13 protein-coding genes are annotated in these 16,151 nt (G+C 37.3%); 6 read left to right on the top strand and 7 right to left on the bottom strand.

All coding sequences use genetic code 11. From position 1 onward, the window contains the following. Positions 1 to 485 precede the first annotated feature (485 nt). The 5 genes from K1X82_11620 to K1X82_11600 all read right to left on the bottom strand — a co-directional run bounded on the left by K1X82_11620 (position 486) and on the right by K1X82_11600 (position 4,178). Positions 486 to 1,274 (bottom strand): TPM domain-containing protein, encoded by a 789-nt coding sequence (locus K1X82_11620; GenBank protein MBX7182755.1) that lies wholly within the window; start codon positions 1,272 to 1,274, stop codon positions 486 to 488. After that, positions 1,271 to 1,684 (bottom strand): TPM domain-containing protein, encoded by a 414-nt coding sequence (locus K1X82_11615; protein MBX7182754.1) that lies wholly within the window; start codon positions 1,682 to 1,684, stop codon positions 1,271 to 1,273. The genes K1X82_11620 and K1X82_11615 overlap by 4 nt, the downstream gene beginning before the upstream one ends. A 10-nt stretch (positions 1,685 to 1,694) precedes the next feature. Continuing rightward, positions 1,695 to 2,282 carry a LemA family protein gene (locus tag K1X82_11610; protein ID MBX7182753.1) on the bottom strand — a complete coding sequence of 196 codons (588 nt, stop codon included), beginning with the start codon at positions 2,280 to 2,282 and terminating at the stop codon, positions 1,695 to 1,697. A 243-nt stretch (positions 2,283 to 2,525) separates the two neighbouring features. After that, positions 2,526 to 3,215 carry a hypothetical protein gene (locus K1X82_11605; protein ID MBX7182752.1) on the bottom strand — a complete coding sequence of 230 codons (690 nt, stop codon included), beginning with the start codon at positions 3,213 to 3,215 and terminating at the stop codon, positions 2,526 to 2,528. A gap of 84 nt (positions 3,216 to 3,299) precedes the next feature. Then, a complete protein-coding gene (locus K1X82_11600) occupies positions 3,300 to 4,178 on the bottom strand; it encodes an NAD kinase (GenBank protein ID MBX7182751.1) in 879 nt (292 codons plus the stop codon). Between the two features lie 53 nt (positions 4,179 to 4,231). On the opposite strand from K1X82_11600, the gene K1X82_11595 reads away from it, so the two are divergent. From K1X82_11595 to K1X82_11585, 3 genes are read left to right on the top strand one after another with little or no spacing between them, the layout of a single operon-like run. Beyond that, positions 4,232 to 4,756: a 3-hydroxyanthranilate 3,4-dioxygenase gene (locus K1X82_11595; GenBank protein ID MBX7182750.1), complete on the top strand. Its 525-nt coding sequence runs from the start codon at positions 4,232 to 4,234 to the stop codon at positions 4,754 to 4,756. Position 4,757: 1 nt separating this feature from the next. Next, entirely contained in the window at positions 4,758 to 6,440 is a 1,683-nt protein-coding gene (locus tag K1X82_11590) for a mucoidy inhibitor MuiA family protein (GenBank protein ID MBX7182749.1), read from the top strand. Further along, on the top strand, positions 6,440 to 7,048 hold the full coding sequence (locus K1X82_11585; GenBank protein ID MBX7182748.1) for a ribonuclease HII: 609 nt from the start codon (positions 6,440 to 6,442) through the stop codon (positions 7,046 to 7,048). The genes K1X82_11590 and K1X82_11585 overlap by 1 nt, the downstream gene beginning before the upstream one ends. Here K1X82_11585 and K1X82_11580 read toward each other — a convergent pair. Together K1X82_11580 and porU are read right to left on the bottom strand one after the other, a co-directional pair. Then, the gene (locus tag K1X82_11580) at positions 7,008 to 8,534 is read right to left on the bottom strand and encodes an O-antigen ligase family protein (protein ID MBX7182747.1); all 1,527 of its coding nucleotides are present in this window, start codon (positions 8,532 to 8,534) and stop codon (positions 7,008 to 7,010) included. The genes K1X82_11585 and K1X82_11580 overlap by 41 nt on opposite strands. Positions 8,535 to 8,620: 86 nt before the next feature. After that, positions 8,621 to 12,565, bottom strand: a complete 3,945-nt coding sequence (gene porU, locus K1X82_11575) for a type IX secretion system sortase PorU (protein ID MBX7182746.1) — start codon at positions 12,563 to 12,565, stop codon at positions 8,621 to 8,623. A gap of 243 nt (positions 12,566 to 12,808) precedes the next feature. On the opposite strand from porU, the gene K1X82_11570 reads away from it, so the two are divergent. The 3 genes from K1X82_11570 to K1X82_11560 all read left to right on the top strand — a co-directional run. Further along, on the top strand, positions 12,809 to 13,825 hold the full coding sequence (locus tag K1X82_11570; protein ID MBX7182745.1) for a PorP/SprF family type IX secretion system membrane protein: 1,017 nt from the start codon (positions 12,809 to 12,811) through the stop codon (positions 13,823 to 13,825). 33 nt (positions 13,826 to 13,858) lie between these two features. Further along, complete coding sequence (locus K1X82_11565; GenBank protein MBX7182744.1) at positions 13,859 to 15,325, top strand: SUMF1/EgtB/PvdO family nonheme iron enzyme; 1,467 nt, start codon at positions 13,859 to 13,861, stop codon at positions 15,323 to 15,325. A 131-nt stretch (positions 15,326 to 15,456) separates the two neighbouring features. Next, positions 15,457 to 16,151 (top strand): hypothetical protein (locus tag K1X82_11560; protein ID MBX7182743.1); only part of this gene is annotated, 695 nt, incomplete at its 3' end.

Below are 16,151 nucleotides of genomic sequence, written 5' to 3'. Positions count from 1 at the left end.
TCATGCATAAATATACTGAAAATCAATGTATTGTGAATTTATTATCGGGTAAGTTATTAACAATCAGTAAGTTACAAAAAGGAGGGCTTTTTAGACAAACTGACGATAGAGGCAAGTAGCCCACAGGCTCACGCGGCGCTAGCCAAGTGAGACGAGGACTACAGCCGAAAGCGTGACCCGAACGCCATTGCAGGTTATTTGGGTTTTGCAAAAGGATGGTTTGGCGGAGGGGGCCCGCATAATAGGTATTAACCCAAAATTGACATTAGAAATTTTAAACTATGTTTCGAGACAAGTGTTAGTAAGGTTTTCAAGTAATTTTAATTGGTAAGAAAACCTAACTAACACTAGCTCGGGGTTAACCCGAATCTTCCCACATCCCACCTCACTTGTCATTTGTTCACTTCGTTTCAAATGACAATTTCGGGAATAAAAAATATAGTCGAATAATACTGATTGACTTTTTCTGTCAACCCAGGTAAATCTTACCAGTCACCGCTAGCACCGCCACCTCCAAAATCACCACCTCCGAAACCGTCAAAATCGATTCCACCGCCGCCACTGCTACTTCCCCCTCCAAAGCTTCCGCCACCACCCGAAAAGTCATTCCATCGGCCTCGGTTATTTGACATAGCGTTTAACAAGGACCAGGCGGCCCAAAAGGGAATGTTGTTTTTGAGCGCCAATTGTTTAGCCTTTCTTCCGAAAGAAATAAAAAATACAAGAAGAATAAAAAGAAAAATTAGGGTAATGGCAATAGCAGTTTTTGTATCACCTTTTTTCTTTTTGGAAGATTTAAATTCCCCTTTCAGAGCCAATACTATTTTGTCAGTTGCTTCGTCTAATCCTTCATAATACTTGCCTTCCTTGAAGTTTGGTTTAATAATTTCAGTAATAATCCGTTTGCTGATAGCATCTGTAATAACCGGCTCTAATCCGTATCCAACTTCAATTCTAAATTTTCGGTCATTGATGGCAGCTAACAACAATATACCATTATTCTTTCCTTTTTGTCCTACGCCCCATTTTCTTGCTAATTGATTTGCGTAATCTGCAATTTCGTAGCCCTCCAGGCCAGGAATAATTACAATGGAAATATTGGTTGATGTGCTATCGTTGTAATACCTTAATTTGGTTTCTAAGCTTGATAATTGATTGTTGTCGAGCACTCCGGCTAAATCATAAACCAATTTTTTTTCCTTTTCCGGAAAATTTTGTGCACTAAGGTTAATCCAGGTGATAAAAAATAGTAAAAAACTTAGGAAACCTTTCATCCTTTTACAATTTCGTTACTTAATTCATTTTTGTCTGTAAGTGCATCATAAGGAAAATAGTTGGAAAGCGCGTCTCCTGCCATATTTATTCCTGTTTCTAGAGACGAATTCAGGTCGCCATTTTTAAGGAATTCCAGCATGGTAGATTTAATTTCATTCCAAAAATCCTTGCCCACTTTCGTGTTAATACCACCATCGCCCAAAATGGCAAATTTTTTATCCTTGGTAGCTAAATAAAACAGCACTCCATTTCGAAGTGCTGTTTTATGCATTTCCAGTTTTTCAAAAACTTCTGCTGCTCTGTCTAAGGTCTCACCCTGACATTTTTCTTCAACATAAACCCTTATTTCTCCGGAAGTTTTCATTTCCGCCTGGGTTATTGCTTTTTCTATTCGCTGGTAATCTAACATTTTCTAACCCTTAGAATTTAACCTCTGGGGCCTTTTCTGAACCTGGAGCAGCCGTAAAATAGCCTTTTTTGTCAAATCCAAACATTCCTGAAATCATGTTATTAGGGAACTTTTGGATGTAACTATTGTATTCTTGAACCTTTTCGTTGAATTTCATTCTTTCAGTGGCAATCCTATTCTCGGTGCCCTCTAATTGAGACTGTAATTCTGAAAAATTTTGATTGGATTTCAAATCCGGATAGTTTTCAGTAACCATCATTAATTTTCCCAAAGCAGAACTCAAACCATCTTGAGCGGATTGGAATTTTGCAATGGATTCAGGGCTTAAATTGTTGGCGTCAATTTTAACTTGTGTGGCAGATGCTCTAGCTTGCATTACTTTTTCTAAAGTTCCTTGTTCAAAATTGGCAGCTCCTTTAACTGTATTGACCAGGTTTGGAATTAAATCCGCCCTACGTTGATACACATTTTCAACCTGTGCCCATTGGCTTGTAACTGCTTCCCTTTTTTCTACCATGCTATTGTATTGGCAGCCTGAAAGTCCAAACAGGGAAATTAGTCCTAGCCCCAAGGCTAGCAAAACGTACGATCTTTTCATTTTTAAAAATATATACTTTGCCCCTTACAAATCTCATTCAAACAATACGTTGTCTGACAACATGTCAGATTATTTCTGGTTCAAACCCGAACATGAAAGCTTCGTGCTATTCAGAATAGTTGGTTACAAGGGCTGGATTCAAGAATTAAAATACAATAGAATTGGAAAAAGGCAAGTCACCAAGAATGAAATTTTACCGGGACTATTGTTCTAAGTCAATTTTGATTTAGGGTTGGAAAATAACTATTGGTTGGTGTCCTTTCCTAATTTCTTTTTTCCTACAAAGTAATAATTAAGGCCTAATGAAATTGTAGAAGGATCAAAATCAAACTTCAATTCATAATTGTATTTGGAGCCTTGCAATTCATTTTTACTATCGCTTCGTATGGTTCTCGAGTACCCAAAGTACCCAAAGGTAGCTTCTAATCCAAAGTTTTTATGGATAAAATAAACTAATGAAGGACGAATATTTAAATCCATAATAAATCTATTTCCCTTGTACAGATTTTCACCTGAACCATTGACAGACAAATCATATTTTACATTTTGAATTCCATAGGAAAGGTTTAAACCGGCAACCAAATAGAATTTTTCTTTCCAAATTGGAAAATAGTATCGTGCTTGAGGGATAAATGTAAAGGTGGGTTGTTTAATTGTTATTAAGGAATCTTTCCCTTCATTTTCGCTAGTAATTTTCGAGTAAGTGTAGCCAAAGCCAAAACCTAAGGTTAGTTTAGGAATGATGAAACGATTGTAATTGATTTTAATTGGAAAGGAAGTTGTTCTTGTTTCTCCTCCAAAACTTCCTGTTGCCTGGTATTTGGAGTCAAATTCAATACTTCCACCAAGGATATTCATTTTTGGGGCAATCTGACTTAATCCGGGTAAAAAGTAGAATAGAAGTACAAAAAGAATAATATCCTGTTTTTTCATACTTCAAAATTCGTGTTCAAACAAATTGAATTAAGTCCAGGTTGAAAAGATTAACCCACATAGGGTTGTTGAAGGTTTTTGGAATTAATTTCGTTTATCCAAACCCCAATTTAGTTTATTGGTAAGGGTTCTGAAAAAATGTTCGTCTTTTAATCTAACCAACTGCAAAGCTGTGTTGGATTTGGTAATAACTAATTCGGTATCAGAAGAAATAGTTTCGGTATACGAATCCAAAGAGGCAATAAATTTTTCCTTTCTTCCTTCCACTTTAATTCGGATGGTAGAATTGTCTGGCACTACAAATGGTCTGACATTCAAATTGTGTGGGGCAATGGGAGTAATAACAAAGGATTCAGAAAGTGGGTGAATGATGGGTCCCCCGCAGCTAAGGGAATATCCGGTTGATCCGGTTGGGGTTGAAATTATCAAACCATCAGCCCAGTAGGAATTAAGGAAATTTCCATCGATGTAGGTATGAATGGTTATCATGGATGCTGAATCGCGTCGATAAACCGTTAATTCATTTAATGCAAAGGGATGAGGCCCAAACAAATCTTGAGGGGAAACCAGTTGCAACATGGAACGCTCCTCCAGGTCGAATTGTCCCATTTTTACTGCATTTAATGCCTTTTCAATATCTTCCACTGCTACGCTGGAAAGAAAACCTAATCTTCCGGTATTGATACCAAGAACCGGAACTTTACTTTTCCCAACCAGCTTTGCACTCTCCAGCATAGTTCCATCGCCACCAACACTCAAAAGCATACTTGCCTCTGTTTCAATTTCTTCAATAGTTTTGAATACTTTACCTTTTATCAGTGTTTTATAATGCTTACTCAAAAACTGATAAAACCCTTCATGAAGCCAAATTTCAAATCCGGAAGTTTCTAAGAAGGCCAACATTTGACGAATTTGAGGGTCAAATCGGACATCGAATGGTCTTCCGAATAAGGCAATTTTCATTTAGACAAAAGTATGAAAAGAATTACGGATATTTGACCTTTAAATTAAGTAGCATGATTCAACGTCCTTTTAATTTTAGAGCATGGATTGATGAAAATCGCCACCTTCTTAAACCACCGGTTGGAAATCAGCAAGTTTATAAAGTTGCTGACGACCTGATAATTATGGTAGTAGGTGGTCCAAATTCTAGAAAGGACTTTCACTATAACGAAAGTGAGGAGTTTTTCTTTCAGTTGGAAGGGGATGTTTCTGTTCGAATTGTAGAAGAAGGAAAAATAGTGGAGATTCCGATCAAGGAAGGCGAGATTTTTCTTTTACCGGGAAAAGTGCCACACTCTCCTCAAAGGCCTGCTAATACTGTTGGTTTGGTGATTGAAAAGGTAAGGAAAAATCAAGAAAAAGATGGTTTTTTATGGTTCTGTGAACAATGTGATTCAAAATTATATGAAGAGTATTTTTTTCTAGATGATATTGTTAAACAGCTTCCTGAAGTAATGAAGACTTTTTATGGCTCCATCGATCTTCGAACTTGTAAAAGTTGCGGAGCTATTATGGAACCCCCTCAAAAAATTAACTAAAATGAAATTATTCCATTCTATTTGCTGGGTATGGTTTGCCACTTTACCTGTATTTGCACAAAATTCTTCCAAAGAAATGGATACCAAAATTGAAGAGGTAACTGTTTTTTTTGATGGTGCCCAAGTATTTCGAACCGGAAAGGCAAGTCTTCCTGCGGGTCGTTCGGAGTTGGTTGTAAATGGGTTATCGCCATTTATTGATCCAAATTCGATTTCAGTAAAAGGTAAAGGGAATTTTATGGTTTTAGGGGTTGAACAATCAACAGATTACTTTAAATTGCCAAAGGATAGTACTCAATTGGTTATATGGCAAAAAAAGGAAAAAGAGCTAAAAGAAAAGATTGCTAAAGAGCTTACTTATGTTCAAATTTATCAGCAAGAAAGCACCAAGCTGGATGAAGCCATGGCTCTGAAAAATACCCAGTTGGTACAGAAATCTATGGAAGTTAAAGACCTTCTTGATTTTTACAGATCCAGATCATTTGAAATTCAACAAAAAATAGAGGAGTCACAACAAAGGCAATTGGAACTACAAGATGAATTAAAAAAGCTTAGTAGTCAAATGCAAACCATTCAAGGAAATCAAAAATACTCCATGGAAATTAGAATATTGGTTAATGCTGAGCAACCTGTTTCTTCAGAATTTCTGATTAGTTATGTGGTTTCCGGTGCATCCTGGCATCCCGAATATGACATTCGGGTAAATGAAATAAATAAACCTTTGCAAGTACGATCCAAAGCAATTGTTGTTCAGAATACTACAGAGAATTGGAAGGATGTAGAACTAACACTTTCAACCGGAACGCCAACTAAATCAGCAATAAAACCTATATTAATGCCTTACTATTTAAGGTATTACGACAATGATAAGATAGGTTATATGTATGAAAGTAGGGCTCAAAGTAATTCTATGCCTTCCCCGGCCGCCCAACAAAATTTATATAAAGCGGAAATGAAAAGGGATGAATTGGAAGCTGCCAGGAAGGAAGCTGCTATGCAAAGAGAAAATGATATGAAGGGAAAAGTAAAATTCGATGCAAGTGCCTCTGCAATTCAAGTTGCTACGGTGGAAGGATCAACTAATACTAGTTTTGAAATTGGAATCCCATATTCTATTCCAAGTGATGGAAAAAGTCATATGGTTGAAATTGGAGAATTATCCATTCCGGCAAATTACCAATATCAGGCAGTTCCTAAACTGGATCGTGATGCATTTTTGGTTGCTCAGATTGTTGACTGGGATAAATATGATTTAATGCAAGCTAATGCTAATATTTTCCTTGAAGGGACCTTTACAGGAAAAACAATAATAAATCCGGGCAGTCCGGGTGATACTCTAACCCTCTCATTAGGCAGAGACAAAGGAATAATAATTAAACGAGAGAAAATAAAGGACTTTAGTAAGAACCAAACGTTAGGCAGCGATAAAAGGGTTGAAAGGAGATTTGAAATCAGTATTCGAAATAATAAGAAAGGTGTTGTAACCTTGGTTTTGGATGACCAAATTCCAGTTTCTCAAAATTCAGAGATTGAGGTAGAAGCATTGGATCTATCTGGAGCAAGTTTAGACGAAACTACCGGTAAATTAAAATGGGAGCTTAAATTAGAACCATCGGTGGAACAGAAATTGAAGTTTGGTTATAAACTTAAGTATCCTAAAAATACAAGTATTCGGTTGGAATAATGCCTAGTTTAAAATCAAGTTTTCAAGCCAAATTGATTGAAGTTGGCTGTGATGAAGCAGGAAGAGGTTGCCTGGCAGGGCCTGTGGTTGCAGCAGCAGTAATTTTGCCTTCAAGGTGTAAAATAAAAGGATTGAACGATAGCAAAAAGCTAAGTGAGAGGCAAAGATTGGAGCTGGAACCCATTATTAAGCGAAAAGCAATCGGTTACGCAGTAGGATTATGCAGTACAGAGGAAATAGATCAAATTAATATTTTGAATGCTTCATTTTTAGCTATGCATCGAGCATTGGATCAATTGAATAGAAATTTTGAACTGATTTTGGTAGATGGGAATAGATTCAAGAAGTATCATGACATACCCCATATGTGTATGGTGGAAGGAGATGGGAAATTTTTAAATATTGCAGCTGCTTCCGTTTTGGCTAAGAACCATAGGGATCGGATGATGAAGGAATTACATAATAATTTTCCTCAATATAATTGGTTGAAAAACAAAGGTTATGGAACCTTGGAACACCGAAAAGGAATTGAACAGTTTGGGCCTTGTATTCATCACCGGAAATCTTTTACGCTTCTTTCTCCTCAATTGGATTTGTTTCGGGATTAAGTTGAATAGTAAAGAAAAGAGTTGCAAAGAATGCCACAAAGCTAACTCCGGCTTGGGTTTCAAGTGTATCTTCATTTAGCATGGAAAATAAGGATATGCCAATAAAAATCCATGCAAAGTAGTTTCGGTTGGGGTCTGATGGAATATTTCTAATCCAACAAAAGATAAAATAGAAAATGAGTATTAGGCCAAGTAACCCAACTGCTAATGCAAATGTCAGGTATTGGTTATGAGCTCTTAATCTGAATTCCGGATTTAACTGGGAATTGATTTCGTTGTACGACTTTTTTAATTCATCTCCTACATCCCCCGTTCCAATGCCCAATAGGCTATGTTTTTTTAGAATATTCCAAGCTGCTTTCCAAAATTCTAATCGCATAACCACCGAATGACCATCCGCATTACCTTGGTTTCTATAATCTTCTATTTCCCATAGTGTTTGATAAATTCGATACCTGGGATCTAATTTGTTACAAAACTTATAGTTGGTGCATCCACGTTGAATATCAGCAATTTGATTTTGGCTTAATTGCATTACTGATTCACTGTCCTTGGGTAAACCTAAAGAGCTTAAATAACGAACTAATACAAATATCTGATTGGTAAATGCAGAATCTTCCTTCGTAGGATGGGTTCGGTGTTGCCATGCTTTTTTTAAACCAACAATTTCAACATTCACCCAAATGTAATTGCCATTCTCTCGGTCTTTATAGGTGGTGTCATTGTAATATAAATACCGTCCATTCTTAATTAACTGGGTATGTATTGGAACCGGTTCCGGAAAGGAGGTTTTCCAAACGGTTATTATTTCCCAGAGTGCAAACCCAACAACAAACAATACTAACCCTGCAATAAATTTAAGACTTTTGCTATGTTTGTTTTTAGAGAGAAAATACAATAAAGTAAAAAGGGCTCCAATCAACGAAATTCCAATACCCGTTGATGAATGTAATATAAACAAAAAGGCAGTGAAAAGGGTGGCGAGCATAATCCATATCCAGGATTGATTTTCTTTATCTTTCCAGTATAGAAAAATGCAAATAAATATACCCAAACTAACCATGAGGCTGAATCGGATATGCGAAATAAATCGCGATATTTCTCTAATATCCTGAATGGGCTTATCGCCAAATCCAAAATAAAACCATAGACTAACAACAATTCCCAGGCTTACTGAACCCAAGAAAATTTTTAATAATCTGTAATAATTGGAAATACTTATACCAGGCATTGTAGAAACCATAAATGGAATAAGCAAAAAGGGTAATTTAACTTTTATGTCATGAACAGCATAGCTTAAATTAGAACTCCAGAATATACCTATGAAGTTGGTTAAATAAATTCCAAGAAATGGTAGGAATAGTTTGAAGTTTTTTTCTAGTCTTTGCCATTTTTTCGCAAAATTTCCATTAGCCAACCAAGCGGCACCCATCCAGAATTGAGAAATACTCATGAGGAATTTGGATAAGGGTAAACCTATAGCCATCAGCACAAGGCCAAAGTAAAAGTGGCTTAAACTTATGCTTTGTAAATAGGATAGAATCCGTTTCAAATTCCTAAACGATAAGCCGATTAATTAAGGATGACCAATCGTTCAAATTCAGAGTCGCTGCTTCCTCCATCCGGATTTCTAACATTGATTTTATATATATATACACCTTTTCCTATAGATGAACCATAGTCATCCTTGCCATCCCAGGTAATCTGATCTTGATCAACTCGGAATCCTTGGGTTCCTATTGTTTGATGAATGTCTTTGACTACTTTCCCGCTAATGGTCATAATTTGAATATGTACATCCAGATTAGAACAAGTTTGGTTGTGTTCAAACATAAAGGAAGTATGGGTTGAAAATGGATTTGGGTAATTCAAAACATGTTTTAAGGCAACATCTGCATTTTTTGCAACTACAAATTCGGTATAGGCGTCAGTAGAATTATTATAAACGTCCCAAACTTTTAAGTTTAAGGTATGGCGACCTTCATCTAAGTCAGAAAAATTATAACGAACTGATCCACTTTTGTAACTATTTAGATCGGCTTGGTAATAGTCGTTTAATACCAATTGATTGGATGTGTTTTGGTCAAGTATCGCAGTTATATCATGACCTATACCATTTCCAACAGTGTTTACCCCGTTGCTATCTGTAACATAACCAAGCATTAATGGATCTTCGTTGGTAATTCCTCCAAAAACAAATTTATCATCGTTCATGTAAAGGTTGATTACCGGACCAGTAACATCACTTGGCGCATTTGGGTTAGAGCCTCCAATGATAAATTTCTCAAAATATCCGGTTGCATCGGTACTCGTATTGTTTGCATAGAAACTCATACGCCCAAATCCGTAATTGTAGGCAATGTCTTTTGGAACAACAAATTGAAATTGCCAAAAGCCATTATTAACCGTTGCTTTACCCTTGTAAAGAATATTTTTTTGAAGTTTAAAAACAAAAGGAGTTCCACCATCATTAGCTAAGGTAATAACAGTTGCAGGTTTGTCATAAATGGTAGGGTATAATGTTCCAGTGTAATCCGAAAGTAAATTGTTCTGCCTGTCGGTAATTTTTCCACTAAGGGTCACAAGTGATAAGGCTTGAATGGTATCAGGTAACGCATCAATATTGGTATTGTTAATTTGAGCCAAAGGAATAAGATCTTCCGGATAAGCTAACCTTTGTGCGGGATCTCCCAAGAGGGAAAAGTTTCTGCTATTTACGATAATTCCTCCTGTTAAATTAGGGGACTTTGCATATCGCATTACCTCTCCCATGGCAGGAAGTTTACCATTTATAGTGTCAAAAACTGCTCGTAGGAAATTTTTGTTTAACTCTTTGTTTGGGGCAGAATAAACCAGCCTGGATGTTGTGAACAAGGCGATACCACCTCCATTTGGGTTTAAAAACACCCATTCTCCTGCCGATGTTCGCGATGGGTCATCCCAGCGGCTAAATTCACAGGTAGCGGTTACAAAAGCAGGTAATGAATTAATATTGGTTAAACCGGTAATGTCTTCTACCATCCAAACACGTTCATGGGCCAGGCCAATTTCTCCGCCATGGCCGGTATAATTGATTAATAAAGCACCTTTTTGACAGCGATCGTTAATTGCTTTGTTTACTTCCGGGTAACGCTGTCCTCCAGGAGTTGTAACTTGTTTATAAGCATCAAGGTATATCTTGTCAATATTCAACCATGGATATAGCGTGTCAACCATGTTGGAGAGTTCATTGGATTGTGACATGTGTAAATTGCCATCTTCATCGTCGGCCACAAAGCATACAATGTTCCTCCAATCCGGTGTCAAAACGGAACTGGCTCCTCCTCCGGTACAGCAGTTGGTGGTATTATCTGTGCTGGCAGTTGGATTGGTATAACCAATTATTTTATTAACCATTGCAGTGGCTTGTTCCAAAGAGGAAACAGGTAATCGTCCAACCCCAATATCCATAACATCTACTCCAACATAGAAGTTCCCTTCATTGCTGTCGAGCAAGGCATAATAATCGTCACAAACATAGCTAGTCGCAGGATTTAGAGATTCAGATGATTCGTAAGTAGGAATAAATGCTGTATTATTTGCCAATCGGTTTTTATTGTCGTACGATCCATCCCCGAAAAGCAATAGGAACTTGATTTGATCTGCTTCAGAACTGCTTCGGTTGTAATACATTCTAACATAATCTCTAATCGCACTTATGTCAGGAGTACCTGAAGAAAACTCATTATAAACTTGTTGTGGAGTTACTACTTGAACAGATAATGGATTTTCTGTGCTGTTTCTATGGTAATCCGCAAGTCGTTCGGCTTCTGAAATCCAATCCGGATGGGAAACAATGACCATATCCACCTGACTTGTTCCGTGCAGGTTTTGATTGGCAACACTTCCTTCTGCTGTAACAGAAAGGAAGCCGGTTTGATCAAAGGAAACATATTCATGCAAAATATCTGCATTTGCCTTGAATACTGCGGAGTTACCTGTTGTGGAATACAGTACATTTTTGATGTTCAATGGGTCTGTTACATCCCAAATGGTATAACCACTTCCGTAGGTCAAGGAATATTCGGCAACATTACCTGTTCCAACAGAATTTACATCTCTGAAACCCATTTGGCTTCCGGCTTGAATAAGGTTTCTTCTGGCATTGAACTCTAAAAAATCTAACCAACCCTTTGCCTCAGGGTTAGATCCTTTGGAATAAGTAATTCGAACAGATAAATTCTCCGAAGTTGGGGTGAAATTAGTACACATGGTGTCCCATTTTCCTTGAAAATCGGTGTAATTTCCGCTGATTGAGGGCATTGGAATTGTTTGGAGAAGTGAATTGTTTACATTGATTTTAAAATTAGTGCTGGTGTTTTGAATGGAAGAGGCAATGACTCTCGAACGCAAATGAACTGGACTTGAAAAGTCAATGTTTGGAAATGAAAATGAAAAGTCATATTGATTGGTTAGGTCGAAAACCTCTCCATACCATTCTTTTCCTGATTTTATCAGATTTACCTCGTCTTTTTCATGAAAGCCATAATCATTAAAGCTAGTTACCTGGTGAGTGGCAGCCAGGTCAATACTTGATTGGTTGCTAATTCTTTTGCCCGGACCTAAATCTGTTGTTAGGAAATAGTAACTAGATTCTGAGAAATCATGATTGACATGGTAAAAGTCACCAACACAAACTAATCCGGTGGTGTTTTGTTTCCACTGAATTGGACCTTTGCCATAGAATAAGATGAAATCATTGGGGCCAAAACTTCCGTCAGCTTCACCTGAAATATATATGGAGTTTTCTTGAAGATCATCATATCGGAATGAACTATTGGCAAAAGGTAACATTCCTCCTCCATTACCATAAATTCGAATATTTCTAGGGTCAATGGTAGCAGGATCTATTCCGATTTGTTGTAATTGATTATACGTTATTTTATATACCCCATTTTCTTTTACGCCCACCTTATACCAATTTCCGGACGCCAAAACTGAAGAGGAGGCATAGGTTGGCATGAAGCCGGACTTTTGTAAATAGGTTTTAGGAATAAACCGAATGGAAATTGACTTTAACCTTTTTATCCGGCCGTTTTCCTTAATCAATGGAACAAATTTGGTAACAGCGTAGTGCTTTTTCTTTTCTATGCTAATATGAGCTTCCGGATTAAAATTGGAAGGAACTTGATCAATTCCCTGGAAATTAATTCCATCCTGGATTGGCAATTCTTCCCAAACACTAGATAGGATTTCTACTTTTAATTGTGAAATGTTAGAAGCCACAGGTTGACTAAGAACTATTTCTGGCAAAAAACCATTTTCAGGATTGTTCAACAAACCTTCTGCTTGGAGGAATTTCAGGTTGCCTATGCCGGGAACCGTTTCACTTACAGGCTTTTGCCAATTAATGGTTTGATCAATAGATTTTTGCGAAAAGCCCATTATAGGAAGGCATAGCGCAAAAATTAAAGCCCTTACAAAGCTGTTCATTTGGAAAGAAATCATATAATGTTTCAAGGTTACGAAATTAGCCATTATCATAGGATTTAAGCAAAAAAATTGGACGGCCGTCAAACGAGCAGTAATTTAGATTATTGTTTATTCGGAATTTTTTGATTCTAAAGTTTGTTTATTATATTGGATATCAGCTTGTTAAATGTTTAAATTATTCATATTTAATTGTTGGAAAGTTTTATTCATTGGGCAATATTCCTATACTAACAGCGTTTCCAACTAAAAAAATTAACAGGATATAAACAGGCAATCGAAGTTTGTAACATGTTTTTTCGTAATATTGCGGTTTCATACCCTAAAACGGTTGTAGTTAACATGAGGAAATATTTACTTTTAGCATTGGCAGCGCTGAGTTTTGTATCGTTCGATGCAACGGCCCAAGACCCCCAGTTTACTCAGTTTTACGCCAATCCCTTGTATCTAAATCCTGCTTTTGCAGGAGCTGCACGTTGCCCAAGGTTGATTATGAATTATCGTAATCAATGGCCGGCAATTTCTGGAACCTTTGTAACCTACAATGCTTCCTATGACCAATATATTCATGGAATCAAAGGAGGGATTGGTATTCAGGTCATGAATGATCGTGCCGGTGAAGGTACCCTAAATACCCTGTCTGCTAATTTGATGTATTCCTATCGATTAGATATTACCCGTAAGTTCTCTGTTAATGCTGCATTACAAGCTGGGTTTACTCAAAAAAGAATTGATTTTTCAAAACTTACATTTGGTGATATGATTGATCCTCGGTATGGATTTATCTATGAAACCCAAGAAACTGTTTTTGGACCAACTAGAAGTTTCCCGGATTTTGCTGCCGGATTAGTTGCATACAGTGAAAGAATTTATGTTGGATTTGCTGCCCACCACATAACACAACCTAGAGAAGGTTTTATTAGTACAGCAAGACTGCCGGTTAAATTAACTGCTCATGCCGGTGTTAACATTCTATTTGATAGAAGAAGAAAAGACTATGGATCTTTTTCTCCTAACATCCTTTATCAACAACAACAAAAATTTCAGCAACTTAATTATGGTTTTTACGTAAGCAGGGGTCCTTTTGTAGGAGGATTGTGGTTTAGACAAAACTTTTACAATGCAGACTCATTTATAGCTTTGATAGGAATCTCTACTAAAACCTTTAAATTTGGATATAGTTATGACGTAACTGTATCTAAACTTAGCAACCAAACTGCCGGTTCTCATGAATTGTCGTTCCAACTTCAATTTGAATGTAGACCGGTTAAGAAAAAATTCAGAGCAATAAGTTGCCCTTCCTTTTAGTTATCTACTCAAATACACAAAATATATCAAGCAATGAAAAGCATCATAAAAACCTCTGTTAAAGTCACTTTGTTGGCTGGACTGACAGGTATTTATTCATGCAGTAAGGACAAATCACCCACTACAGGCTGGAATTATAACGACAGCAAGAATGGTGGATTTGAATCTACGGAATATGGTGGACAAGAAACTGGTCCAGGTCTAGTATTCATTGAAGGCGGTACCTTTTCAATGGGTCGGGTTGAGCAAGATGTTCGCTATGATTGGGATAATATCCCACGCCGTGTGACTGTTTCGTCCTTTTACATGGATGAATGCGAAGTACGTAATGAAGACTACCGAGAATATCTGTATTGGTTGACCCGGGTTTTTGGAGCAGATTATATTGAAGTATATAAACGTGCTTTGCCCGATACATTGGTATGGAGGGATAAGTTGGCCTACAATGAACCATTAATTGAATTGTATTTCCGTCACCCAGCCTATAAAGATTATCCGGTTGTTGGTGTTGATTGGTTAAAGGCAAATGACTATTGCGCTTGGAGAACTGATAGGGTAAATGAAGCCATTTTAATCCGTGAAGGTATCTTGCGTATTAATCCTAACCAAGTAAATGAGGATAACTTCAATACTGATGCTTACCTTGCTGCTCAGTACGAGGGTATGGTTAAAACAGATCTTGTTGACCTAGACCCCAATAAGGATACCCGTAAAGTTAGAATTGAAGATGGTATCTTTTTGCCTCGTTACCGCCTGCCCACTGAAGCTGAATGGGAATTCGCCGCTCTTGGATTAATCGGAAATACTGTATATGAGCGAGTTACAGAGCGTAGGCTTTACCCTTGGAATGGTCATACCATTCGTAACAGCGATGAGAAATTTATCGGAGAAATGAGGGCTAACTTTAAACGAGGCCGTGGGGATAATATGGGTACCGCAGGGTCCTTAAATGACCGCGCCGATATTACCGCTCCGGTTTATGATTATTGGCCAAATGACTATGGCTTGTATTGTATGGCCGGTAACGTTGCTGAATGGGTAATGGATGTTTATCGCCCTCTTTCTATGGAAGATAATACTGACTTCCGCTCCTTCCGTGGTAATGTTTATAAAACTCAATTGCGCGGTGAAGAAGGGGAAATTGCAGAAAAAGATAGTCTTGGACGTGTTATTTATCGCGATGTTACTGAGGAAGAAAATGTAGACCGCCGCAATTACCGTAAGTCAGATAATATTAATTTCTTGGATGGTGATTTCGAAAGCTCTATTCATTACTCTGAGGAAGATTGGAAAGAACCAGCTCGTAAGGACAAATTGATGTACGATTTTGGTATCACATCTATGATTAATGATAAAGCCCGCGTATTTAAAGGTGGTTCCTGGAAAGACCGTGCTTATTGGATGGTTCCTGGTACTCGCCGATTCTTAGATGAAGCACAAGAAACTGATTATATCGGTTTCCGTTGTGCCATGGCTAGGGTGGGTTCTCCTCAACAATAGAAATTGTTTTTTAAAAGGAAAGGCCGGATTTTTAATCCGGCCTTTTTTGTTAAGGTTCACTTGTTAAAAATACCGGAATACCTCTGTAATAGTCCATCTCTTTTAGCCTTTAATTTGTTGGCTCGACTAGAATGGAAGATAAATCAAACCAACTCCCCAAGAAAAAAATTACTCCAAAAAAAGTACTTAAACTAAGTTTGGTTTTTGTACTGTTTATACTTGTTTTTTTTGCTTTAAAGGAACTTTACAACTTAATAGATGAACCTGCAAAGGAGCTTATTAATAAAGTAAGTCCTCTCCCTCCTTCCCGTATAGAATATGGTATTGAAACTAATACCTTTAAGGTGGTTGAAGATACAGTTGAACGTGGCGAATCTTTCCCAGGATTGCTCAAAAAACACGGGGTTCCAGATTCTTTGGTTCCCAAAGTGACCAATTTAGCCAACGAGGTATTTAACTTAAAACGCTTTAAAGCCGGAAAACCGGTCATGGTGCTTAAACAACGCAAAGCTCCTCATTCTATCCAATACCTTATTTACGAACATACTTTTGCCGATTATTTGGTGCTTGACCTGCGGGATTCCATTAAAGCAAGTATGGGGCAAAAACCCATCGAAGAGGTTGAAAGTACAGTTAGTTGTGTAATTAATTCCAGCGTTTTTGGCGAACTTGAAAAACAACACGCAAATCCTGAATTGGCAGTTATGATGGCTCAAGTTTTCGCTTGGACCATCGACTTTCATAAAATTCAAAAAGAGGATGCCTTTAAAATTGTTTTTGAAGAACAAAGAGTTGAAGGAAAATCCATTGGTATAAATCGAATTAA

Source organism: Bacteroidia bacterium (genome assembly GCA_019695265.1).
Lineage (GTDB): Bacteria > Bacteroidota > Bacteroidia > JAIBAJ01 > JAIBAJ01 > JAIBAJ01.
Note: the sequence above shows the minus strand (reverse complement) of the source record. Positions and strands in the feature narration are given on the sequence as shown.